This is a genomic window from Kribbella sp. NBC_00359 (assembly GCF_036097425.1).
In the GTDB taxonomy this organism is placed as follows: Bacteria; Actinomycetota; Actinomycetes; order Propionibacteriales; family Kribbellaceae; genus Kribbella.
In genome coordinates this window covers 415,490-436,995 of the sequence record NZ_CP107975.1, presented here as the reverse complement: position 1 = coordinate 436,995, position 21,506 = coordinate 415,490, and the positions used below count along the sequence as shown (strand labels likewise).

Below are 21,506 nucleotides of genomic sequence, written 5' to 3'. Positions count from 1 at the left end.
AGCGCTGCTGTACGCGGGAACGGCGTACGCGAGCCAGGAGTCACGAGACTGCCTCTTTGAGGCGTCAAGAGACTGCCTCCTTGAGTTGGTGGCACGGGCCGCAGTACCGGGCGTGCGGCAGAATGCGGAGGCACGCCAGCGGAATCGGCCGGTCACAGAGGTGACAGCAGCCGTACTGGCCGGCGTCCATCCGGCGCAGCGCGGCGCTGACGTCGGTGAGCACCACCCGGGCGGCCGCGGCAAGAGCGGTCAGCACCTCTTCACGGGCGTGCTGGTCGGCCGGTAGGTCGTCGCGGCTTGGCGAGATTCCGGCGAGCTGCTCCAGCCGGAACGCGCGCTCAGCATGAAGGTCTGCGCGGAGCGCAACCAGGTCCTCGGGACCTAGTTCGACTTCGTTGACAATGGCGAACATGTAGCTCAAGACTTCACACCCTTACAAGGCGTCAGCAGAGAACAGATTGGGCCGGCCCACCAGAAGTCGGGCGGTGCAGGCGCAACGGCCCGCGCTCGGATTTCTGGTAGGCGTCGGTCAGGCGGCGAGTTGCTGACACCTGACGCAGCAGCGCACATACGGCAGGATCTCGAGCCGCTCAACCGGAATGCGGGTCTTGCAGCCTTGGCAGGTGCCATAGGTGTCGCCGGTCAAGCGGTGTTCGGCTGCCGTGATCTCGGTCAGCACGCGTCTGATGGCGGCGGTCCGCGCCGTCGCGAGGTCCCCGTCCGCGGGAGCGGCGCCGGCCTCGATTGCGCTGAGTTGGGTGAGGCGGGAGTTGCGTTCCTGTTGCAGGCGCTGGCGTGCCTCGTGCACGGTCATGTTGGGGGAGCGGGCCACGGTGGTCACTGAAGATACGTCCTCTCACGAACGATGGGAACGAAAGTAGACGCCGCTGCAGCCAACGGAAGCACGTGTTGTGCACCGTTCGCCCCAGTTGCGCCTTGCCTTCAACCATGCCCGATACCGACCGCGGGGACCATCGGGACCAGCACCCATTTATCCAGGCTGTCGGGTTGCGGGCGCGGTGAATCCGCTCATTGCTGGGTCGCGAGGAAGTGCTGACACCGTGCGCAATAGCGCGCCTGAGGGTGGACGGACAGGCATTGGAGGCTGATGGTGCGGCCACATCGGCCACATCCGCCGTACCGGCCCGCGTCCATTCGGGCCAGAGCGGCCTCGGTTTCGGCCAATGCGGTCTGTGCGGCCACGGTGAGTTCATGACGGACCTCGCTGTGCGCGGCGGTGTCACGAGAGCCTGCCGCGTTGGCGACCTCGGTGGCTTCCCAGGCGATATCCCGGAGCTGTTGACGTCGGAACAGCAGTTGTTCGAGCAGACCTGCCCGCAGAACGGTGAGTTGTGCGGGCTCGAGGCGTCGGCTATCGGCTGCGGAGATCTGATGGGTCACGGCGCAACTCCTCCACTGGATCGATTCTCAGCTGGCGCGTTGCTGGCACCCCACGCAAAGGCGCGCGTAAGGCAGGATCTCGAGACGCTCGACGGGGATGGCGGTTCGGCAGTTGTCGCAGTTTCCGTAGGAGCCGTCGGCCAGACGCCGTCCGGCAGCGTCGATCTCTTCGAGCACGCGCTCGATCGCGGCGGTCTGCGCCGCCTGCAGGTCCTCGTCCGCATACGGCGCGGACTCCTCGATCGCCCGCAGTTGGACGAGGCGCGAGCTGCGCTCGTGTTCCAGGCGCCGGCGGGCTTCGTGGTTTGTGAGGTGCTGGATGCGGCCCATGTCGGTGGACATTGAATCGGGTCCTTTCAAGGGGCGGCAGCCGGAGGCCGGCGTGCACCTGGGAGGCATCGTGCACGCCGGCTGTCTGCGCCGGCCGTCTAGAGGCTCGTGAATGGTTCTGTCACCACCATCGGCGATGCTGCGGGCGCAGACCATCGGGCCTGACACCCATTTCGGGCCCTCGGACAGCTGCAGGCGGCACTCGGTGGATGAGTGTCAGCCCCGATCGACTTGCAGTGGGAGAGCAGGCAGGCTGGGCAGCATGCAACATTCGCCGAGCCATCAGACCGCTGCGATGCAGAGAGGGGTGTTTGCGGTGCCATTGTTCTGGCGCATCTTCGCTCTGAACGCGGTGGTGCTTGCTGCCGCGACGGCGCTGTTGCTGTGGGCGCCGGTGACCGTGTCGGTTCCAGTGGTGTTTACCGAGGCATTGGTGCTGTTGGGCGGTTTCGCGGTGATGCTGGTCGCGAACGCCGTACTGCTGCAGGTGGGTCTGGCTCCACTGGATCGGTTGAGCCGCCGGATGGCGACGGTCGATCTGCTGAAGCCCGGGCAGCGCCTGCCGGTGGCCGGGCACGGTGGTGTCTCGCAGTTGATCCGTGCCTTCAACGACATGCTGTCACGGTTGGAGGCAGAACGTGCCACCAGCAGTACGCGTGCGCTGTCTGCCCAGGAGGCGGAGCGGCGACGGATCGCCCAGGAACTGCATGACGAAGTCGGTCAGAGCCTGACCGCCGTACTGCTGGAACTCAAACGCGCGGCCGGGCGGGTGGACGACTCCGACCTGCGCGCGGACCTGCTCCATGCTCAGGAGACGACCCGGGAGAGCCTGGACGAGGTACGCCGGCTGGCGCGGAGGCTGCGACCGGGTGTGTTGGAGGATCTTGGTCTCGTCAGTGCTTTGACTGCGCTGGTCACGGAGCTGTCCACGCACACCGGTCTCGCGATTCGTCACAGTTTCCAGCCTGGTTTACCCGTGTTGGACGAGCAGGCCGAGCTGGTGATCTACCGGGTCGCCCAGGAAGGACTGACGAACGTCGCCCGTCATGCGGACGCTACCCAGGTCGAGATCAGCCTGCGCCACGGTGAGGGAGTTGTCAGGCTCCGGATCCGTGACGACGGTCGCGGCCTCGGGCTGGCCCACGAGGGAGCAGGAATCCGTGGCATGCGGGAGCGCGCACTGCTGGTCGGCGCTGCCCTCGATGTCGGCGCCGCGCCGGTGGGTGGCACCGAGGTGAACTTGTCGGTGCCTCTTGACCGGACCGGAGTATGAGCATGGCTGCACAGGACGCCACCCGCATCCTGCTCGCCGACGACCATGCACTGGTGCGCCGGGGCGTACGGCTGATCCTGGACAGCGAACCCGGGCTGACGGTGGTCGCCGAAGCAGGGGACGGAAAGGAGGCCGTCGACCTGGCCCGGTCCGTCGAGATCGATCTGGCGATTCTGGACATCGCGATGCCGCGGATGACCGGGCTGCAGGCAGCCCGTGAGCTGTCGTCGCGCCAACCTGACCTGCGGATCCTCATGCTGACGATGTACGACAACGAGCAGTACTTCTTCCAGGCCCTCAAGGCCGGGGCGGCGGGGTATGTACTGAAGTCCGTCGCCGACCGCGACCTGGTGGAGGCCTGCCGCGCCGCGATGCGCGGAGAGCCGTTCCTCTACCCGGGAGCGGTGAACGCGCTGATCCGCAACTACCTGAACCGGGCGCGCCTCGGCCAGACCATCCCGGAACAAATCCTGACCGCCCGCGAGGAGGAGGTCCTCAAGCTCGTTGCTGAGGGTCACTCCTCGAAGGAGATCGCGGGAACCCTGTTCATCAGCGTCAAGACGGTCGAGCGGCACCGGGCGAACATGCTCCAGAAGCTTGGCCTCCGCGACCGGCTGGAACTGACCCGCTACGCGATCCGGGCCGGCCTGATCGAGCCCTGAGCCCGAGCATCCTCGCCGACCCAAACCCGAGACCGGGCGCGTCGCGCGCAGCGGCTTGGCAGTATCGGAGGAAGTCGTGTTGACTGCCGGCGGCCGCCCGGACGAGGTTGCCGGAACCCGGCAACGACGGACGCTGAGCTTCGCCGAGCGGGCACGTTCCATGCCCGCGGGCGACGCGGCATCGTTGGGCTCGTGCGGACACGGCGCGACGGGTATCGCGACTCCGCGATCCGTTGCGACGAGGAGGACTCGATGACCGATCTCGATCAGGTGGCGCCACCCGACCCACCACGTGGCCGGCAGACCCCCAACTCGGGGTGGTACAGGAGCGAGCTCGAACGGCAGCGCCGGTTTCGCCTCGATCAGCTCACAGACCTGGCGTACGACGCGATGGACACATCTGACGAGTCCCTGGGCGAGGTGACAGCAACGCTGATGACCGCCGCCAGGGCCGCGCTGGCGGACGTCGACGCTGCTCTCTTCCGGCTCGCGATCGGTCGCTTCGGGGTCTGCCAACGGTGTGGTCGTGCCATCCCCGCAGACCGGCTGCAGGCCATTCCGACGGCCAGTCTGTGCCTGCGATGCCAACTCTCCAAGGAGCTGGAGAGTCCTCACCTGCATCCCTGGCGTACAGGAACCATTCCTCCGGCGTCGCCTTCGCGACCGCTGCGGGACATCGTCGATGTCTGGGGTGAGGATTCGTTCCCGGCCAGCGACCCGCCGGCGAACTGGTGAGTGGGCCGGAGGGGACCACTCAAGCCGACGACAGCGATGCGATCCACAAGCAGTTGACGCATGTCGGCGCCCATCAGGACCGTCCTTGGTCGCTGACGGGCAGGGTCGGCCAGGCCGAACCCGCAATACGTCCGCGGCGCCGTCCTGGTGCAACAGCCGTCAAATGGCTGACCACCACCGACCACAAGCTGATCGGCCAGCTGTACCTGATCACGTCGTTCGCGTTCTTCCTGATCGGCGGCGTGATGGCGCTGCTGATCCGCGCCGAGCTGGCCAAGCCGGGTCTGCAGATCGTGAACGAAGAGGTCTACAACCAGCTCTTCACCATGCACGGCACGATCATGCTGCTGCTGTTCGCGACCCCGTTGTTCATCGGCTTCGCCAATGTCATCATGCCGGTGCAGATCGGCGCCCCGGACGTCGCGTTCCCGCGGCTGAACATGTTGAGTTACTGGCTGTTCCTGTTCGGCGGGCTCATCGCATTCAGTGGATTCCTGACCCCAGGCGGCGCGGCGAGCTTCGGCTGGACCGGCTATGCCCCGCTGTCCGACGCGGTCCGTTCTCCGGGCATCGGGGGCGATCTGTGGATCATGGGTCTGTGGATGGCCGGTCTGGGCACAATCCTCGGTGCGGTCAACTTCATCACGACCGTCATCACGATGCGTGCACCGGGTATGACGATGTTCCGGATGCCGGTCTTCACCTGGAACACGTTGATCACGTCGATGATGGTGCTGATCGCGTTCCCGATCCTGGCCGGCGCGCTGCTGATGCTGGAAGCCGACCGATTGCTAGGGGCGCACGTCTTTGATGGGGCCAACGGTGGGCCGCTGCTCTGGCAGCACCTGTTCTGGTTCTTCGGGCATCCCGAGGTGTACATCATCGCGCTGCCGTTCTTCGGTATTGTCACCGAGATCCTGCCGGTGTTCAGCCGCAAGCCGGTCTTCGGCTACCTCGGTCTGGTCGCCGCGACCATGGCGATCGCTGCTCTGTCAGCTGCCGTGTGGGCGCACCACATGTTCGCCACCGGCGGCGTGAGCCTGCCGTTCTTCTCGTTCATGTCGTTTCTGATCGCGGTCCCGACCGGGGTGAAGTTCTTCAACTGGATCGGCACGATGTGGGGCGGTTCGGTGTCGTTCGACACTCCGATGCTGTGGTCGCTCGGCTTCATGACGACGTTCTTGTTCGGCGGTCTGACCGGGGTCATTTTGGCCTCGCCCACCTTGGACTATCAGGTCACCGACACCTACTTCGTGGTGGCGCACTTCCACTATGTGGTGTTCGGCACGGTGGTGTTCGCGATGTTCGCCGGGTTCTACTTCTGGTGGCCGAAGTTCACCGGGCGGATGCTCGACGAGAAGCTCGGGAAGCTGCACTTCTGGCTGCTGTTCATCGGCTTCCACACGACGTTCCTGGTGCAGCACTGGCTCGGTGTCGAGGGCATGCCGCGGCGCTACGCGTCGTACGGCGCGAACGAAGGCTTCACCACCCTCAACCAGGTGTCCAGCGTCGGCGCGTTCATCCTCGGTGCCTCAACGTTGCCGTTCCTCTACAACGTCTACAAGTCGCGCAGGTCGCCCCTGGTCGGCGTCGACGACCCGTGGGGCTGGGGCCGCTCGCTGGAGTGGGCGACCAGCTGCCCACCACCGCGGCACAACTTTGTCGGACTGCCAAGGATCCGGTCCGAAAGCCCGGCGTTCGACCGACACCACCCGGAGATCGCCCTGGTCGCCACCGACGAGGCCTCAGGCGACAACTTGCTGGATCCGGACCAGGGAGAGGCTGACGCCGATCGAGGCCCCGATGATGACGAGGCGGGCTCTCGGCGGACGCAGTCGAGGGGAGATGCCTCCGTGAGCGATCCTCCTGCTGAGAGCTGATGCGTAATGGGGTGTGGCGGTGCGGTGTCCGTGCCCGGAGTGTAGATGTCCTGCCACTGTCCGCCGGGTGGCCGACGACGACTCGCTGAGGCCGAGGGGCGACCATCACCCGGCGCCAACTACGGATCCGGCAGGACAACGGTCTTTGCCGGGAGTAGGAACGTGAGCAAGGTTGTCCGTTCGCGGAGGTTTGACGATGGCGAAGATCACGATCATCGGCGCCGGGAACATGGCTCGTGGCATCGCCACGCGGTGGGCAGGTGAGGAGAACGAGATCCAAGTCCTCGCACCCACGTCCGAGCACGCTGCCAGCCTCGCCGAAGAGCTGGGCGGCGGCGCGAGGGCCGGCGGTGTGAACGACGCGATCGAGGGCGACATCGTGGTGCTGGCGACGCCTTACGACGGGGCACTCGACTTCGTTTCGAGGCGCGCAGGAGACCTGACGGGCAAGGTAGTTGTCGACATCACGAACCCTGTGGATTGGGCTTCCTTCGACCGTTTGGTCACACCACCGGATTCCTCGGCCGCGCAGGAGATCGCGGCCAAGCTGCCGGAGGGCGTTCCGGTGGTGAAGGCTTTCAACACGACCTTCGCCGGGACGTTGGCCAGTGGTGAGGTGTCTGGAAGTCAGCTCGATGTCCTGATCGCGTCCGACGACGAGGAGGCGAAGCGGAAGGTGGCGCAGCTCGTGCGGTCGGGCGGTATGCGACCTGTCGATGCCGGACCACTCCGCCGCGCCCAGCAGTTGGAGCACCTTGGCTTCTTACACATGGCCCTGCAAGACAACCTCGGCAGCGGCTACGGCAGCGCAGCGAAGTTCGTCACTCCATAACGGCCCTGTCCAGCTCGGCTGGGGCGAAGACCCTAGGACGATCGACATGACCGCCGACGCCACAACGACCAGATCGTTGACCCCGGCAACGACCTGCCTCTCACCTGCTGATTTGTGTGTCCGAGGAGGGCACGCACTCTAGCCACACGCATCGGGCTCGGCGTTTGGGGGCGTGGAGACCGATCTGGGCACAGAAGAACCCCACGTCGACAAGTGGGCCAGGTTCGCCTGACTCGAGGCTCGCCTCGCCGGTCACATCCTGCTCACCGCCGAAGGGCCTCTCCCCGGTCCGCCTGCGGATAGCCACCTGGCGCGTGGCGTCTAGGCCGGTGGGTGGCGGGAGGGGGACTGGGGGCGGGTCTTGACCAGGCCGTCCTTGATGGTGGTGAGCAGCGTGATGGCATCGTCGAGGTGCGTGTCGTCGCTGTCGGCTGCGTCCGCCACGGCGGTCGCCCACTCGCGCCTCGCCAGGGTGTAGTTGGCGCGGCCGTGTTCTGTTGGGCTGACGGTGACGCCGCGGCCGTCGGCCGGGCTGGCCTGCCGCTGGATCAGGCCCTTGTGTTCCAGGCCGCGCAGCGTCGTGGAGAGGTTGGTGCGCTGGAGTCCGGTGGCGGCGGCGATCTGACTGGGGGCGGCTGCTGCTTCGTCCTGGAGCAGGTAGCGCATCACCATGCCTTCGGACTGGGTCAGGCCGACCGCCTTCGCGTCGGCGTAGCCGCGGTACTGGATCTCCCGGCTGATCACCAGCGCCAGGTCGGCGAGGTCGGCCCAGCGCTTCTCGTCGGCTGATCTGCGGGCCTGCCGAGGTCTGCGGCGCGGCGATGGGTCCTTCGTCACATCGCCAGCATAGATGATTGCCTGCCCATAGTTATGAGCGCATACTAATTCTCGTCAGATAGTTATCGCCTCATAAGTAGTTGGAGAAGCAATGGCCGTCACTCTCTCCGCGCGGCAGACTGGGAATCCCTCGCCGCGCGCGGTTGCGCTGTCCGGCGGGTTACACCCCGTCGGTGTGCTCTTCCTCCTCGCCGGCGCGTTCCTGCCGATCATGGATTTCTTCATCACCAACGTCGCGCTGCCGAGCATCGACGCGTCTCTGCATGCCTCGGCGTCCGAGTTGGAGCTGGTGATCGCCGGGTACGGCGTCGCCTACGCCGCCCTGCTGGTCCTCGGCGGCCGGCTCGGTGACCGGCTCGGCCGCCGCCGCATCTTCCTCGGCGCACTCGTCGGCTTCGTCGCGGCGTCGGCGATCTGCGGCTTCGCCCCCACTGTCGGCGTACTGATCGCCGCCCGCATCGTGCAGGGCGCGACCGCTGCGCTGCTGGTCCCGCAGGTGCTCGCGACCTTCCATCACACGCTCGAGCACGAACGCAAAGCACGGGCTCTTGCCCTGTACGGCGCGACGTCCGGCATCGCGGCCGTGGTCGGGCAGTTGGTCGGCGGCTTGCTGGTCAGCGCGGACATCGCCGGGGCATCGTGGCGGCCGATCTTCTTGGTCAACGTGCCGATCGGCCTGGTGGTGCTGGTCGTCGCAGCCCGCATCGTGCCCAGCACCCGTTCGGATCACCCGGTCGGCGTCGACCTGCCCGGCACCGTGTTGTTCGCCGCGACACTCACCGCCGTACTGGTCCCGCTCACCGAAGGCCACTCGCTGGGCTGGCCGTGGTGGACCTGGGCCATGATCGCCCTCGCGGTCGTGCTTGGTGTCGTCACTGCCGTGGTGGAGCGACGCACCGAGCGCCGTGGGCAGATTCCACTGCTGCCGCCGTCGCTGCTCAGGCTGCCGTCGATGTCGCGTGGTCTGGTCATGGTGTTCGCGTTCAGTATCGGCTTCGGCGCGTTCATGTTCGTGTTCGCGCTGGCCGTCCAGGACGGCCTGCACGAGGACGCACTCCATGGTGGCCTGGCGATCCTGCCGATGGCGGTGCTGTTCTGCCTCGGCTCGCTGTTCGCGCCGAAGGTGATCGGCCGCTTCGGGCGGGCGGCCCTGTCGGTGGGCGCGGTCATCCAACTCGCCGGCCTCGCCTCACTGGTCGCAGTCGTCGTCGGCCGCTGGCCGCACGTCAGCCTCTGGGACATGGCCTCCCCACTCGCGCTGGCCGGCGCCGGACAGTCCATGCTCTTCGCCGGGTTGTTCCGCAGCGTGCTCGCCGACGTGCCGACCCATCTCGGCGGCGTCGGCAGCGGCGTACTGATCACTCTCCAGCAAAGCGGGCTAGCGCTCGGCGTGGCAACCCTCGGCACGCTTTACCTCGCTCGTGCGCAGCACAACACCGCGCACGCGTTCGCCGCCGTCGAATCCGTGCAGATGGTCATCATCGCCCTGCTAGCCATCGGCGTCGCCGCGCTGCCGCGGTTCACCACGGCGGCCGCGGACGTGCCTGTACTCGACGCCTGACCGGAGAGTCGACATGAGTCTGCTCGACGTGTCGCGGTGGCAGTTCGTCATCACCGTGATGTTCCACATGACGTTCCCGGCGATCACAGTGGGGCTGTCGATCCTGCTGAGCGTCCTCTACGGGATGTACTGGAAGACCCGCAGGGCGGTCTATCTGCAGATGTTCCGGTTCTGGCGCCGCGTCTTCGCGGTCGGGTTCGCGATCGGCGTGGTGGCGGGCATTGTGATCACCTTCGAGATGGGTCTGAACTGGGGCGTCTACGCGGCCAAGACCGGTCCGATCATCGGCCCGATCATCGGCATGGAGGTCGTCACGGCGTTCTTCGTCGAGGCCGGCTTCATCGGCGTCCTGCTGTACGGCGACGGCCGGGTGCGGCACGCCACCATGTTCGCCTCGTCGGTGATGGTGTCCCTCGGCACGATCCTGTCCTCGACCTGGATCATCGCCGCCAACTCCTGGATGCAGACACCGGCCGGTTTCGTCGTACGGAACGGGCAGTTCGAGCCGACCGACTGGGTGGACGCGATCTTCAACCGATCGTTCGTGTGGCGGTGGCCGCACATGGTGCTCGCCGTACTGATCTCCGCCGCCTTCTTCGTGGCCGGCGTCGGCGCGTACTACCTGGTCAAGGGACGAGCGTTGGCGTTCGCTCGCCGGTCGGTGTCGATCGCGCTGGGTGTGGCGGCGATGCTGGTGCCGGTGCAGGTCTTCGTCGGTGACCACACCGCCGGCGCGGTGCTGCCGTACCAGCTGTCCAAGCTGGAGGCCCTGGAAGGCAACTGGGCAGAAGGTAACACCGGCTTCATACTCTTCGTCATCCCCGACCAGCAGGCTCAGCGCAATGTCGCGGAGCTGAACATCCCCTGTCTCGGCAGCGCGATCAACAAGGACCTCACGTGCGAGACGGCGGTTCCGGGCCTCGAGTTGACGCCGAAGGCCGATCGGCCGGACATGGCTGCGGTCTTCTGGGGATTCCGGGTCATGTTCTTGGCCGCACTGCTGATGTTCGGCACCGTCTTCTACGCAACGATCCTGCGGTTCCGCCGAAGACTGTGGACCTCCAGACGCTTCCACCGGTTCCTGCTCTGGACGACACCTGTGGGCATCCTGGCGATCCTGGGCGGCTGGGCCACTGCTGAGACGGGTCGTCAGCCGTGGGTGGTATTCGGTCAGCTGCGCACCGCGGCCGCCGTCTCGCACCTGGCGCCCGGCGAGGTCGTGTTCTCCGTGGTGGGCTTCTCGTTGCTCTACCTCGTGATGCTGGTCGCGTACGTCGCCTACATCATCCACACGGTGCGGATCGGCCCTGATCAGGTCGATCCCGATGAACGCCACCCGGTCCTCGACCCGGTCCCCGTGGCCGGGCTGGCCGGCGGGAGGACGAACTGATGCCCACGATCTGGTTCCTGCTCATTCTGCTGTGCTTGCTGATGTACGTCGTACTGGACGGCTACGACCTGGGCATTGGCATCGCCTCCTTGATCGAACCGGACGCGGGCCATCGGCACGAGATGCTCGAACAGGTCGCCCAGGCCTGGGACGGCAACGAGACCTGGCTGGTTCTGCTCGGGGTCAGCCTGTGGGCCGGGTTCCCCACAGCCTTCGGTGCGATGCTCCCGCACGCCTACCTGCCGGTGATCGTCATGCTGTTCGCGCTGATCGTTCGCGGGGTCGGCGTCGAGATGGCTTCGCAGGCCCATCCGGCACCTAGGTGGGAGAGGGCATTCGGTGTTGCCTCGCTGACCGCCGCGCTGGCCCAGGGCATCGCCATTGCGACCCTGACAGCGCACCTGACCGTGGTGCATGGGGCGTTCTCCGGTTCGCCGTTCGGCGCGATCAGTTGGTTCTCGGCCCTGGTCGCGGTCACCGTGACCTGTGGATATCTGACGCTGGGGTACGCCTACACGAAGTGGAAGGCGACCGGTGAACTCCGCGCACGGGCGGGACACCGTGGCACGGTCAGCGCGGTACTGGCATCGGTACTGACTCTGGGGTGCCTCATCGCTGTGGGCGATACCGCCACGCCGCTGACGCTGCTCGGCCCCCCGCGGGTCATCGCCTTCGCCGGGCTCCTACAGTTTGCCGTCGTCGGCATGGTGATGTGCATGATGACCCTGCGGCCGGCTTCGCAGTACGACGGCATGCCTCTCGCCGGCCTGGTCACCGCAGTGGTGGCGCTGGTCATCGCCCTGGTGGTGGCCCGCTATCCGGTGCTGGCATCGCCGGAGCTGACGCTGGCGAACACGGCGGCTCCGCGCGGCACGCTGGCCTTTCTCGCGGTTGGTGTCGGGCTCAACGTGCCACTGATCCTTTTCTACAACTGGTTCGCCCACCACGCCTTCCGCGGCAAGGCCCCCGCCAACCACCTCTCCAACGGACGGAGAGGAGCCACCCAATGAGCACCGAAACCCAACTCGCACACGGGGTGCGCCGATGGCTCGTTCGCATGGTGCTGACTGTCGTCGGCGTCATCGGCGGCCTGTTCTGCTACTTCGTCTGCCAGGGCATGTTCTCCGGTTACCCCGAGTACCACACCGAGCAACTCGGCTTCGCGGGCATGATCCTGATCGCCCTGGCCGGCGGCATCGCCTGGATGATCGATGAACACCGGATGCACGATGACGAGTGAACAGGCCGGGACAGCAACGTCGGCTGTGGAGACCCGCGAGTGGCTCAGCGGCGCCGCGGCGCCCGGCCGTCGGTGGATGCTTCTGACCGCCTGCTGCCAGGCGTTCGAGACGGCGTTCACCATTGTCCAGTGGGCGGGCTTGGCCCTCGTCGCACGTGACGTGCTCAACGGCGTCCGGCCGAGCTGGCAGGGATCGGGCATCCTGATGGGCTGCGGTCTACTCGCGGCGGCTGCAGCCTGGAGCACGGCACGATTCCAGGCAGTCGGTCGCCAACGAATCGCCCACGCCATCCGGCGGCGGCTCGTCGCCGGACTACTATCAGCCGCGCAGCGGCACGCTGAGCCGAACCCCGCGACGGCTGCGCTCGCAGCGGTGGAGTTGACTGACGATATCGCCGACTTCCATGCGCAGGCCTTGCCTCAGCGAGTGTCTGCTCCTCTATCGATGGCGCTGATTCTCGTCACGACAGTGGTGGTGCAATGGCCGGCCGCCGTGCTCCTGCTGCTTGCGAGCCTGCTCATCCCACTGAACATGCGGCTCGCGGGTCTGTTCGCCAAGGAGGGTGCCGACGCGCGGATGGCTGCCAGTACCAGGCTCGCCGCGGTCGTCCTCGACAGCTTTCGCGGCATGCCGACGCTTCGAAACATCGGGGCGTCAGCGCGGCGCCGTACCGAACTGGCTCGCGCAGCCGATGACCTGAACGCCACGACCATTGCCGTCGTACGGCGAGCATCGCTGTCCGGCGCGGTGATGGATGTCGTCATCACCTTCTCCATCGCGGCCAACGCGACGTACGTCGGTCTGTCTCTGCTCGGCTACGTGAGGGTCGGTGCTGCGCCCGGCATGACACTGTTTCGTGGCCTGCTCGCTCTGCTGATCTGTCCGATGTACTTCCAGCCGATGCGGGCCATGGCTACTGCCTTCCACAGCAAAGAAAGAGCGCTGTCGGCGGTACCGGCGATCCGTGCGCTCCTCGTCGAGCCGGAATCCTCTGTGGAGTTCGGCGATCGTGTACCGCCCTCGAGCGAACCGGTGACTGTTGTCGTGGGCAACGTCTCGCTGAGGTTCACCGCCGCGGAGGAGCCCACACTGCGCCACGTGAACCTGACCGTTCCAGCGGGAGGCTGGGCGGTCGTGGCAGGACCGTCCGGTGCCGGCAAGACGACGTTGCTGTCGCTGATCGCCGGGGTATGCGCGCCGACTCATGGGACCGTCCGGTGGCTGACCTCGACCGGATCGTCGACGCCGTGGCTCGGCGGCTGTGCCTGGATCGGTCAGCAGACGGTGCTGCTGCCGGGATCGGTCGGCGACAACATCCGGATCGGACGCCCGGATGCCAGTCGGGTGGACATCGAGCGAGCGGTCGCCGCGGCCGGGCTGGCTGAGGTCGTCGCGCGACTTCCGCAGGGATTGGACACGCAGCTGGGGGAGGGCGGCTCGGGTCTGTCGACCGGCGAGGCGCGACGCATCGCGATCGCCCGCGCGTTCCTCAGCGATGCAGGTCTGTGGGTCCTCGACGAGCCGACTGCGCACCTTGACGCGGGCACCGAGGCTCAGATCATCGTTGCCCTACGCAACGCCACCCTTGGCCGCACCGTCATCGTGGCGACACACTCGACGGCTCTCGCCCGGTCCGCCGACCTCCTGCTCGGTCTGACCGACGGGACGGTCCACACCGTCACGGAGGCGATGCGGGTATGAGAGGGAAGGCACTCGCTCCCATCGGGCTGTTGCTGGCCATCCTCGCGGAGGCATGCTCCGTCGGTCTCCTCGGACTTTCGGGGTGGTTCATCGCCGCCTCAGCCGTGGCTGGAGCCAGCGCCTACGGCGCGTTCTCCTACCTCGCGCCGAGCGGCGGGGTGCGCGCACTCGCACTGGGCAGGATCGCGACCGGCTCTGCCAATCGGGTGGTTCTGCACGCGGCGGCTCTGCGCCGGATCAGTGCCGTCCGGCTCGCCGTCTATGACCAAGCCGCTGGATCCGAAGGCCGTGGCTGGTCCGGGGAGTCGCTGGACCGGGTCATGGCGGACGCAGACACCACCGGCATGGCGCTCATCCAGGCCACCACTCCGGTGGTCGTCGGCGCCGCGATGGCAGCCTGCGGCTGCGTCGCGATCGTGCTCGCAGGCTATCCGCTGGTGGCGATGGCACTGGCCCTCGCCGTGATCGCGTGCGCAGTGCTCGCCGCGACTGCGGCGCGCCGGATGGATGACACCGGCCGCACCCGGAGGCTGCTGCGGACCGAACTGGTTACTGCGGTAGCGGCATGGCCCGAGATGGCGTCGTTAGGCGCCACAGACCAGCTTGTGCACCGCACACTGTGCCGCCTGGCTCCCTTCGAGGGCAGGCGAAACAGGCACCTGGCGATCACAGCCGCCGCTCTGGGCGGCGCCCGCGCAATGACGGCTATCGCGCTGGTGCTCACAGTGCTGGTCACCGCGCGGGCCGGCGGCTCGGTCGCGACATCGGTCTTCGTCGCTTTGCTCGCCGCGGGTGTCATGGCCAATGCCGAGCGTCTCGTGAGCGCCGCGACCGCGTGGGTCCAATCTCGCCAGGCCGACGCTCACCTCGCGTCGGTCGGCGAGGAGGAGCGCCGCCGGCCAGAGGTCGCCAAGAGCTTCCATGCCGAGTACGACGGTCACGGCCTCGCTGTCTCGGGATACCAACTGCCCGAAACTCCTACGCGCGACGCGCGCGAGATCGGATTCGGCGTCGCCGCCAGCCAGACCCTCGTCATCACCGGCCCGTCCGGCAGCGGAAAGACCACGCTCATCGCCGCCATCGCCACAGCGCTGCGGCGAACCCCCGGTCCGGCCGTCGTCACCGCCGTACTGGCCGACGACTATCTGTTCACCGGGACGGTTGCCGACAACTTTTGCCTGGCCAACCCCACCGGGAACGACGCCGAAGTCGCGGACCTGCTCGCCGCCATGGCGCTGGACCGCGCCGGAGTGGAACCGCAGACCAGCCTCGGCGTCGGCGGCCGCAGTCTGTCCGGTGGCGAGGAGCGCCGACTCCACCTCGCCCGCGCCCTCGCCACCCAACCCGACGTACTACTCATCGACGAGCCGACAACCGGCTTGGACCCGGACACCGCCAGACAGGTCCTGGACGCCGTACGGCGCCGGCTACCCCACGCGATCCTGGTCGTGGCGATGCACGAGCCGCCGGCAGACACGCGACCTCTCGGCCCTCGCTGCACCACTGTGTCAGTCGGATGAGCATGGCTGCCCAATACCTCCGGCGCGCCCGCATCTGCCGAGCTGGGCGGTGGAGATCGCCCGTCCGACTCGCGGCACGGTCCCGTCGCCAGAGATGATTCTGGCCGCACTGGAGCGATCGCCTGAACAGGTCAGGGTCGCCGTGATCAGCGACCGCCTGGCCGTTCACGCGCTTCGACGAACTCGTCCACGGGTCGTCTTTGGGTGCTGGCCGTACGGGGAGAGCCAACTGCACCGTTCGCTACCGCTCCTGTTGTGCGCACTGCGGCCCGGACGAGATCGTGCGGCCGCTTGACTGCGAGCACGGTCCTTGTTGTTGCATCCGGACGATTACTTCTTGGTTTCCTCGAACAGCCCGAAAGCGTTGCCTGCCGGGTCCCGGAAGATTGCCTCCCAATCACTGGCCTCCACGATTGCAGTGCGCGGCTTGACGATCTCGCCGCCGTGCGCGGCGACCGCGGCAAGGGTGTGCTCGATGCTGTCGACGGCGATGGTGGGTAGCAGTCCCGGCTCGCGAGATGGCGGCCGAGGACGAAACCGCCTCCGTTGCGGCCGGTCGAGTCCGCGAACTCCTGGCAGCCTGCCTGGTCTCCGTGCAGCTGCTCGGGAGCTGTCCCGCGACGAATGTGGCTTTGCCTCATCCTGAGCAGAGCGGGAAGCTGCGGGGGTCAGTTGGTGGCCTCGAGGAGGCCGAGCTGGTTTCCTTCCGGGTCGGTGCACGTCACGAGTCGTTGGCGGCCGCTCGCCACTACCAGGGGATCGGTGGTGGCGATATCCGTCGCGGTCAGCCGGCCCACTCGCTCGTCCAGGTCGTCGACGAAGAAGTTCACCGTCGTACGGCCGGCCTTGCCTGGATCGTGGAAGACCTGAACGATGCCGGCGTCGATCAGATGCCATTCGGCCAAGGAGTCCATCGGGCGTTGATCGGCTTGACGGCCGAAGAACGACGCGTACCAGTCGCATGCTTTGTCGAATTCCGCGACTGGTATCACTGCCAACACTGCGTTGATCGCCATCGGTGTCGCCTCTCCTGCTCGTCTGAATTGACAGTTCGTGATCGTCGTTACCCACAACTTGCGAACCGACCTCGCCGAGGTGAGTTCCGGCCGGGTTGGGCAATCATCAGCGAAGTCTCTTAGGGCGCAGGACGACCTCGCGGGTGGTCTCGGCGTCGGCGAGTGCGGCTTGGTCGATGTCGTAGCGATGGCTGACGATGGTCGGGTCGAGGAGCGGTTCTGTCCGCAGCCTTCGGTCGTGCCGGCTGTGGTCGGGCGGCCGAGGGCGGCTGCGAAGTACTCGCAAGCACCCCTGATCAGCGTGCCGGTGACCTTCTGCACGGTGAATGCGGAGGTAGCGCGCGACCAACTCCGCTGCAGGTCAGGCCCTTCGAGGTTTTGCGTTTCCCTGCAGTGTCGGTACGTCGCCCGGTTCGTCGTACACCGTCCACCCGGCTTCGAGGCGCTTCACGCCGGGAATCCGGCTGATCGCGTGACACGCCCGCTCCGCCTCGGCGGCCAGCACCTCGCCGGTCAGCGTCACTGTGCGGTCCTGGGCGCTGACCTGGACGGCATGCGGATGGCTGACGTGTCGACCGAGTTCGGCTCGCACCCGGTCGTGCAAGACGGCATCGTCGGTCCATCGCCCGGCAATCCTGTATCGAGTGCCTGCGGCGACTCCACGGCCCCGGTTGGCGACATCACGCGACCTACCGACGAGGCTGTGGTTGACATCGTGTGCCGTGTGGACGGCCTTGTCCCGAATCCGTGCCCTGCGAGCGTGGCCACGTTCCGGATCCAGAAGGAACGCTGTGACAGCGCCGGCCCCTGCGCTCACGACCGTCAGGCCGGCAACTTTGAGCAGCGGCGGCCGGCGGTTCTTCACGACGGTCGGCCCCGGGCGCAGCCCGGTCCGGTGAACGGACGGTCGCATCACACGTCATCCTCTCGGTTCTGCTCAGCCACTCGGTACCCACTCGCAAGCCACGGCATGCTCCGCAGCACCAGGCTCGCACTCAATCCGGATCAGCGTCCTCGGCCATCACCGTTACCTAGACAGAACGCGCCCTACGGCGATGGGCCATTGGGTGTGTTGAGGCCTCGTGCTGCGCTTTGCAGGGTGGCGTTGTCGTCGGTCGATCGCCAGCGCACGACTGCGGCTCGTTCGCCGACGTGTGATCGGACGGCGGCTTGGAGGTCGTCGATCTCATCGACATTGGTCACCAGCAGTACTGCGACGCCAGGCCCGGCCCGGGCGATGTCTGACTCAACGGTGGAGACGTCGAAATGGACGGAGCGGTCCGAGGCCCAGCGAACCACGACACGGAGCTGAAGTTCATCCACCCAGTAGGTCGGTCGTCGAGGATGCCAGTCCGTGTCCCTGCTCGGTGGATCGACTCCCGGCAGCGTCTGCCGGACCGCTTCGTAGAGGGCCTCTCGGTAGGCTTCGGCGTCGTGATCGTCCGCGCCGAACGTCACGCGTTGTAGGCCGACCTCCCTCGGCAGACGTCCCGTAGCGGCTGCTACGACGACCAGCACTCCGACGAGCAACGCGCCCAACGACGTCAGGTCACCGGCCTCCCGGAAGGCGAGCAGCAGCCCAGCCGCGACGAGCCCGAGCCCGCCGAGTCCGAACGCGACCCTGATACCGGGGCGCAAGTCCGCCGCCACCGTCCTCACTTCCCTTGTCACCTCCCATGATTACCCTTTGCTGACCAGATTTCACGTGGAGTTGCCGGGCCAATCAAGCGAATATTCTCGGAGGGTTCGCTGCACGCGGGCGGCGGGCAGACGGCAGGGAGGCCGCCGATGAAGGGTGATCGAGTCGAGATCGTCGTCGATGTCGGAGATGCCACCCGCACTTGCGAGGTGGTGGCGACCAAGGCCGGACGTCGAGTAGAGACTGCGGTATGACGCGGCTTGGTCGAGGTCACCGAGCTGACCCGAAGTGGTGCGGTAGTCCGCACGGCACGATTCATGGCGACTCGAGTCGTTGCCCTGGTGGAACACCCCAGAAAAGAAGGCATACCGACCGAGCCCGACGACCAATAGCCGCCGCCTCTGTCGGTTCCGACGATCAGCACCGTTCGGTCGGGCAGCAGGTGGAGGGGGATAGGGCCTAAGGAGGTATTGCGTGTACCGAGCGGACCGGCAGTGGTCAGGCCGCGTCCTGCGGTCCACCTCGGGGCGATCATCACGTACCGGTATGGGGGACAGTCTGTGGCTCGATCGGAGGCCGTTGGCCTGGCCGGCGAGTACGCCTCGGCATGCGGCGCGTGCCTCGCGAAGGAGGTCTTCCGGTTTCCACCAGAAGGCTGGGAGGGCACGCTCGACCGGTCGCCACTCCGTGATCCATATGAGTCGGGTTCGGTCGAGGCATGTACGGACGCTGGGTTCAGGGTTCAGGAGCGTAGGCCGGTCCCCACGCGGTTCGCAGGGGTGGCCAGGATCGCCTGCTGCACGTTTTCGTCGAGGGAGAACCCGACAGAGAACCCGATCACGCGGGTCCGGAGCGCGGCAGCGAACACGCGAGTGGTGCCGGCCGAATCGGCGCTGGCCCGCTCCCGGGCTTGAGCCCGCGCTGAACGCGGCAGATCGATCCGGGCGCTATCGACCTTGTCCACCACCGGCCACGCGGTCGGGTCGGAGGCGACGGGCCCGCGCAGCGTCCACGAGGTCGGTGTAATCCGGCGCGAGGATTTCTGGCAGTGCTTTTGTTGAGGGTGCCAGCAATCGTGTAGAGCGACGACCAGACTGCTCGGTCGGGCACGATCGCGTTCAGCTGACCCGACCTCATCACCGCGAGCGTCCCGCAGGTCGGAAGGTGGTCAGCGGTCTCGAACCGCCGACCTTCGAGATGCATGGCATGACTCGTGGCACGAAACGACGGATACGCATGGGGACTCTAGCGCTTGGTGGGTGCGGCCGTGTTACTAGAAGCGCTGGTGGAGAGCAGATGTGATGCGTAGTTCTTCCTCCTAATGAGAAAGTCGGCAGTCGCACTGCGTGGCTTACGGGCAGCCCCTCCCCGCACAGTGTGATCCGCAGGCAGCTGCACGACACATGTCCGCCGAATGATTCGCGACCGGCTGGAAGCCTGGCGACCCTGGGCGCCGGCCAACGCACGCTCAGCCGATATGCGGTAAGCCTGCCAGGAGTTATCCGTTGGAAGGCCCGATTCCTGACGGATCGCCGGCTAGGCAGAACTCGTTGCCCTCGGGGTCCGCGAGGACGAACCAGGTCTGACCGAACTCTTCGCGTGCGGTCGGAGTCAGCCGAGTGGCCCCCAGGTCTTCCAGGCGGCTCACCTCCAGCTCAACGTCGTCGACAAGCAGGTCGAGGTGCATCCTGTTTTTGACGGTCTTGGGCTCTTCAACCTGTTGAAGAGTGAGCGCGACATCGTGCGAACGCAGCGAGACGTACCGGCCTTCGATGACGCCAACCACTACGAACCCCACGGCGTCCCGCCAGAACCTCGTCATGCGGTCCAGGTCAGTGCAGTCGAGGGTGAACTCAATCCTCACATCGCCATTCTCCACCGGCGAGACACCGACATGGGTTCTCCGGTTCGGCCTCCGAAATGAGGACCGATGCACAAGTAGCCCGCGATCCGGGCGCTCATAGCCGATGCGCGGGAGTTGTTCCGAGCCGCGACATCGCGCGCGTCGCCACGTGATGGCTCGTCCGGTATCGGCGCCGGCGGCACACCCCCAGAAGGACGTGCGCCGCCGTGACGCGACCGGCGAAATGGCCTGCGGCCGCGTCACCGCGCTTTGCGTTTCTCGCGGACGATGGTTGCCGAGGGCCACCGTCTGGTGGTCTGCAGTGATTCCCCTTGAGACTCTCTCCTGTGGATGGAGTGTTTGGTGCCTGGTAGTGGCCTCCAGGGTGGTCTCCCATCTTCCACCAGTCGCCTTCCGTGCGCGCGGGCGTGTCTGACCCCCGCTCACGCAGCGGGGACGAAGAGGGCGTCGTCGACCCAGGTGGTGGCGTCGGTTCCCGTGGCTACCATGTGGTTTCACCGGTGTCGACGGTGACCAGGTAGAGCCCCTCCTCGCTCGGCTAGAGGATCTTGGTCCGGCCCGGGACGCCTGGCTGTGCTCCAGAAGGAGCCGTGCCCCATTGATCGGTTCTTGGCCCGGTGAGAACGGTCAGCAGATGTCCTCGACCTTCCAGATCTCCCCTCCCAAGGTGACGATGTACGCGGTGTTCTTGATGATCTCGAGCGAGGTGGGCTGGTTCAGCCCACCGGCGAGTACCGTGAAGGTGCCGCCGCCGTTGACCCGAAGCAGCTGACCGGTATTCGGCGTCGCTGGGCTTCCGGCCGGACCACCGAGTGGCCAGATCCCCTGGGCCAGGCCGTACAGCGTGGCACCACGTCCCCGCTCCACATCGACCAGGAGCGGACCACCTGCGGCGACGACGGTGGCCGCGGACGACCTCGGGGTGAACGAAACGATCTTGCCGTCCGCGGGCAGATGAGGAAGCGGACCGGCCTCCGCCATGTAGATCCTGTTGCCCCAGGTTTCGAGCCCCACCGGCACGATGTTGTCGAAGGCCCGGAGCACCGAAATGCCGCCGTCGAGCGTGACGCGCAGCATCCGGTTCAGGTGTCCGTCGGTGACCAGGAACCCGCCCCGGAAGGCCTGGAAGGAGGTCTGCACGCCCGTCGGGAGGTCGAAGTCGGTGTCGGGCGGGTTCGCGACGTTGAAGGCGCCGATGTCGGCGACCACGGTGAAGGTGTGGGGGCCGTCGACCCGGTAGATCCCGTTCACCTCATCGGGGCCACCGAGGTAGGAGCCGATGAACTGGACCAGGACGTATGCGGTCCCCCCGAGGAACTCGACGTCCGTGGCACTACCCGCGCCGGGGACGACCTGAGCGGGCAGACCGCTGGCGAACGTCGTGACTGTGCCGGTCTCGGGATCGACACGCGAGACACGACGGGCAACGCCTTCGGCGACGTACAAGTCGCCTCCTGGGCCGACCGTGCTGCCGAACGAGCCTTGCAGGCCCGACACCAACAGGGACGCGCTCAGCTCGGCCGACGCCGGGGCCGCGCCGACAAAGGTCGGGGTGAGGATGGCGACCAGCGCCGCGGTCAGGGAAAGAAGACTGCGTCGAGAACCCATCAGAGGCCCTCCAGAG

At 66.8% G+C, this 21,506-nt stretch carries 22 protein-coding genes; 11 read left to right on the top strand and 11 right to left on the bottom strand.

What is annotated here, in order from left to right; all coding sequences use genetic code 11:
- Positions 1–64: 64 nt before the first annotated feature.
- From OG876_RS02035 to OG876_RS02020, 4 genes are all read right to left on the bottom strand, one after another.
- Positions 65–421 carry a molecular chaperone DnaK gene (locus OG876_RS02035; protein WP_328522996.1) on the bottom strand — a complete coding sequence of 119 codons (357 nt, stop codon included), beginning with the start codon at positions 419–421 and terminating at the stop codon, positions 65–67.
- A gap of 108 nt (positions 422–529) precedes the next feature.
- The gene (locus OG876_RS02030) at positions 530–841 is read right to left on the bottom strand and encodes a TraR/DksA family transcriptional regulator (protein ID WP_328522995.1); all 312 of its coding nucleotides are present in this window, start codon (positions 839–841) and stop codon (positions 530–532) included.
- Between the two features lie 188 nt (positions 842–1,029).
- Positions 1,030–1,401, bottom strand: coding sequence for a hypothetical protein (locus OG876_RS02025; RefSeq protein ID WP_328522994.1), 372 nt, complete (start codon positions 1,399–1,401; stop codon positions 1,030–1,032).
- Between the two features lie 27 nt (positions 1,402–1,428).
- Positions 1,429–1,743 (bottom strand): TraR/DksA family transcriptional regulator, encoded by a 315-nt coding sequence (locus OG876_RS02020; RefSeq protein ID WP_328522993.1) that lies wholly within the window; start codon positions 1,741–1,743, stop codon positions 1,429–1,431.
- Between the two features lie 304 nt (positions 1,744–2,047).
- Here OG876_RS02020 and OG876_RS02015 point away from each other — a divergent pair, with 304 nt between their 5' ends.
- The 5 genes from OG876_RS02015 to OG876_RS01995 all read left to right on the top strand — a co-directional run bounded on the left by OG876_RS02015 (position 2,048) and on the right by OG876_RS01995 (position 7,113).
- A complete protein-coding gene (locus tag OG876_RS02015) occupies positions 2,048–3,004 on the top strand; it encodes a HAMP domain-containing sensor histidine kinase (protein WP_328522992.1) in 957 nt (318 codons plus the stop codon).
- 2 nt (positions 3,005–3,006) lie between these two features.
- Positions 3,007–3,666, top strand: a complete 660-nt coding sequence (locus OG876_RS02010) for a response regulator transcription factor (protein WP_328522991.1) — start codon at positions 3,007–3,009, stop codon at positions 3,664–3,666.
- Positions 3,667–3,918: 252 nt separating this feature from the next.
- On the top strand, positions 3,919–4,401 hold the full coding sequence (locus tag OG876_RS02005) for a TraR/DksA family transcriptional regulator (RefSeq protein WP_328522990.1): 483 nt from the start codon (positions 3,919–3,921) through the stop codon (positions 4,399–4,401).
- A gap of 125 nt (positions 4,402–4,526) precedes the next feature.
- The gene (ctaD, locus tag OG876_RS02000; RefSeq protein WP_328526846.1) at positions 4,527–6,281 is read left to right on the top strand and encodes an aa3-type cytochrome oxidase subunit I; all 1,755 of its coding nucleotides are present in this window, start codon (positions 4,527–4,529) and stop codon (positions 6,279–6,281) included.
- A 196-nt stretch (positions 6,282–6,477) separates the two neighbouring features.
- Complete coding sequence (locus OG876_RS01995; RefSeq protein WP_328522989.1) at positions 6,478–7,113, top strand: NADPH-dependent F420 reductase; 636 nt, start codon at positions 6,478–6,480, stop codon at positions 7,111–7,113.
- A gap of 321 nt (positions 7,114–7,434) precedes the next feature.
- Here OG876_RS01995 and OG876_RS01990 read toward each other — a convergent pair whose 3' ends face one another.
- Positions 7,435–7,950, bottom strand: a complete 516-nt coding sequence (locus tag OG876_RS01990; protein WP_328522988.1) for a MarR family winged helix-turn-helix transcriptional regulator — start codon at positions 7,948–7,950, stop codon at positions 7,435–7,437.
- Between the two features lie 91 nt (positions 7,951–8,041).
- Between OG876_RS01990 and OG876_RS01985 the strand changes: the two genes are divergently transcribed.
- From OG876_RS01985 to OG876_RS01960, 6 genes are read left to right on the top strand one after another with little or no spacing between them, the layout of a single operon-like run.
- Positions 8,042–9,511: an MFS transporter gene (locus OG876_RS01985; RefSeq protein ID WP_328522987.1), complete on the top strand. Its 1,470-nt coding sequence runs from the start codon at positions 8,042–8,044 to the stop codon at positions 9,509–9,511.
- 13 nt (positions 9,512–9,524) lie between these two features.
- Positions 9,525–10,901, top strand: coding sequence for a cytochrome ubiquinol oxidase subunit I (locus tag OG876_RS01980; RefSeq protein ID WP_328522986.1), 1,377 nt, complete (start codon positions 9,525–9,527; stop codon positions 10,899–10,901).
- The gene (locus OG876_RS01975; protein WP_328522985.1) at positions 10,901–11,911 is read left to right on the top strand and encodes a cytochrome d ubiquinol oxidase subunit II; all 1,011 of its coding nucleotides are present in this window, start codon (positions 10,901–10,903) and stop codon (positions 11,909–11,911) included. Before OG876_RS01980 ends, OG876_RS01975 begins: the two co-directional genes overlap by 1 nt.
- Positions 11,908–12,141: a hypothetical protein gene (locus OG876_RS01970; protein ID WP_328522984.1), complete on the top strand. Its 234-nt coding sequence runs from the start codon at positions 11,908–11,910 to the stop codon at positions 12,139–12,141. Before OG876_RS01975 ends, OG876_RS01970 begins: the two co-directional genes overlap by 4 nt.
- Positions 12,131–13,843, top strand: coding sequence for an ABC transporter ATP-binding protein/permease (locus OG876_RS01965; RefSeq protein WP_328522983.1), 1,713 nt, complete (start codon positions 12,131–12,133; stop codon positions 13,841–13,843). Before OG876_RS01970 ends, OG876_RS01965 begins: the two co-directional genes overlap by 11 nt.
- Positions 13,840–15,363, top strand: a complete 1,524-nt coding sequence (locus tag OG876_RS01960; protein WP_328522982.1) for an ATP-binding cassette domain-containing protein — start codon at positions 13,840–13,842, stop codon at positions 15,361–15,363. Before OG876_RS01965 ends, OG876_RS01960 begins: the two co-directional genes overlap by 4 nt.
- Before the next feature lie 668 nt (positions 15,364–16,031).
- Here the strand turns inward: OG876_RS01960 and OG876_RS01955 are convergent.
- The 6 genes from OG876_RS01955 to OG876_RS01930 all read right to left on the bottom strand — a co-directional run bounded on the left by OG876_RS01955 (position 16,032) and on the right by OG876_RS01930 (position 21,490).
- Positions 16,032–16,379, bottom strand: a complete 348-nt coding sequence (locus tag OG876_RS01955) for a VOC family protein (RefSeq protein ID WP_328522981.1) — start codon at positions 16,377–16,379, stop codon at positions 16,032–16,034.
- A gap of 361 nt (positions 16,380–16,740) precedes the next feature.
- Positions 16,741–16,983, bottom strand: coding sequence for a BON domain-containing protein (locus OG876_RS01950; RefSeq protein ID WP_328522980.1), 243 nt, complete (start codon positions 16,981–16,983; stop codon positions 16,741–16,743).
- 443 nt (positions 16,984–17,426) lie between these two features.
- Positions 17,427–18,029 carry a hypothetical protein gene (locus OG876_RS01945; RefSeq protein WP_328522979.1) on the bottom strand — a complete coding sequence of 201 codons (603 nt, stop codon included), beginning with the start codon at positions 18,027–18,029 and terminating at the stop codon, positions 17,427–17,429.
- A gap of 731 nt (positions 18,030–18,760) precedes the next feature.
- Positions 18,761–18,982 (bottom strand): hypothetical protein, encoded by a 222-nt coding sequence (locus tag OG876_RS01940; RefSeq protein WP_328522978.1) that lies wholly within the window; start codon positions 18,980–18,982, stop codon positions 18,761–18,763.
- Between the two features lie 534 nt (positions 18,983–19,516).
- Positions 19,517–19,882: a VOC family protein gene (locus tag OG876_RS01935; RefSeq protein WP_328522977.1), complete on the bottom strand. Its 366-nt coding sequence runs from the start codon at positions 19,880–19,882 to the stop codon at positions 19,517–19,519.
- 627 nt (positions 19,883–20,509) lie between these two features.
- Positions 20,510–21,490 carry a ScyD/ScyE family protein gene (locus OG876_RS01930; protein WP_328522976.1) on the bottom strand — a complete coding sequence of 327 codons (981 nt, stop codon included), beginning with the start codon at positions 21,488–21,490 and terminating at the stop codon, positions 20,510–20,512.
- Between the last annotated feature and the right edge of the window lie 16 nt (positions 21,491–21,506).

Coding starts and splice junctions, on each gene's coding strand:
- OG876_RS01960 (WP_328522982.1), top strand. CDS start 13,840: ATGAGAGGGAAGGCACTCGCTCCCATCGGGCTGTTGCTGGCCATCCTC.
- OG876_RS01965 (WP_328522983.1), top strand. CDS start 12,131: ATGACGAGTGAACAGGCCGGGACAGCAACGTCGGCTGTGGAGACCCGC.
- OG876_RS02005 (WP_328522990.1), top strand. CDS start 3,919: ATGACCGATCTCGATCAGGTGGCGCCACCCGACCCACCACGTGGCCGG.
- OG876_RS02010 (WP_328522991.1), top strand. CDS start 3,007: ATGGCTGCACAGGACGCCACCCGCATCCTGCTCGCCGACGACCATGCA.
- OG876_RS01955 (WP_328522981.1), bottom strand. CDS start 16,379: ATGGCGATCAACGCAGTGTTGGCAGTGATACCAGTCGCGGAATTCGAC.
- OG876_RS01930 (WP_328522976.1), bottom strand. CDS start 21,490: ATGGGTTCTCGACGCAGTCTTCTTTCCCTGACCGCGGCGCTGGTCGCC.
- OG876_RS01985 (WP_328522987.1), top strand. CDS start 8,042: ATGGCCGTCACTCTCTCCGCGCGGCAGACTGGGAATCCCTCGCCGCGC.
- OG876_RS01970 (WP_328522984.1), top strand. CDS start 11,908: ATGAGCACCGAAACCCAACTCGCACACGGGGTGCGCCGATGGCTCGTT.
- OG876_RS02020 (WP_328522993.1), bottom strand. CDS start 1,743: ATGTCCACCGACATGGGCCGCATCCAGCACCTCACAAACCACGAAGCC.
- OG876_RS01980 (WP_328522986.1), top strand. CDS start 9,525: ATGAGTCTGCTCGACGTGTCGCGGTGGCAGTTCGTCATCACCGTGATG.
- OG876_RS01975 (WP_328522985.1), top strand. CDS start 10,901: ATGCCCACGATCTGGTTCCTGCTCATTCTGCTGTGCTTGCTGATGTAC.
- OG876_RS01995 (WP_328522989.1), top strand. CDS start 6,478: ATGGCGAAGATCACGATCATCGGCGCCGGGAACATGGCTCGTGGCATC.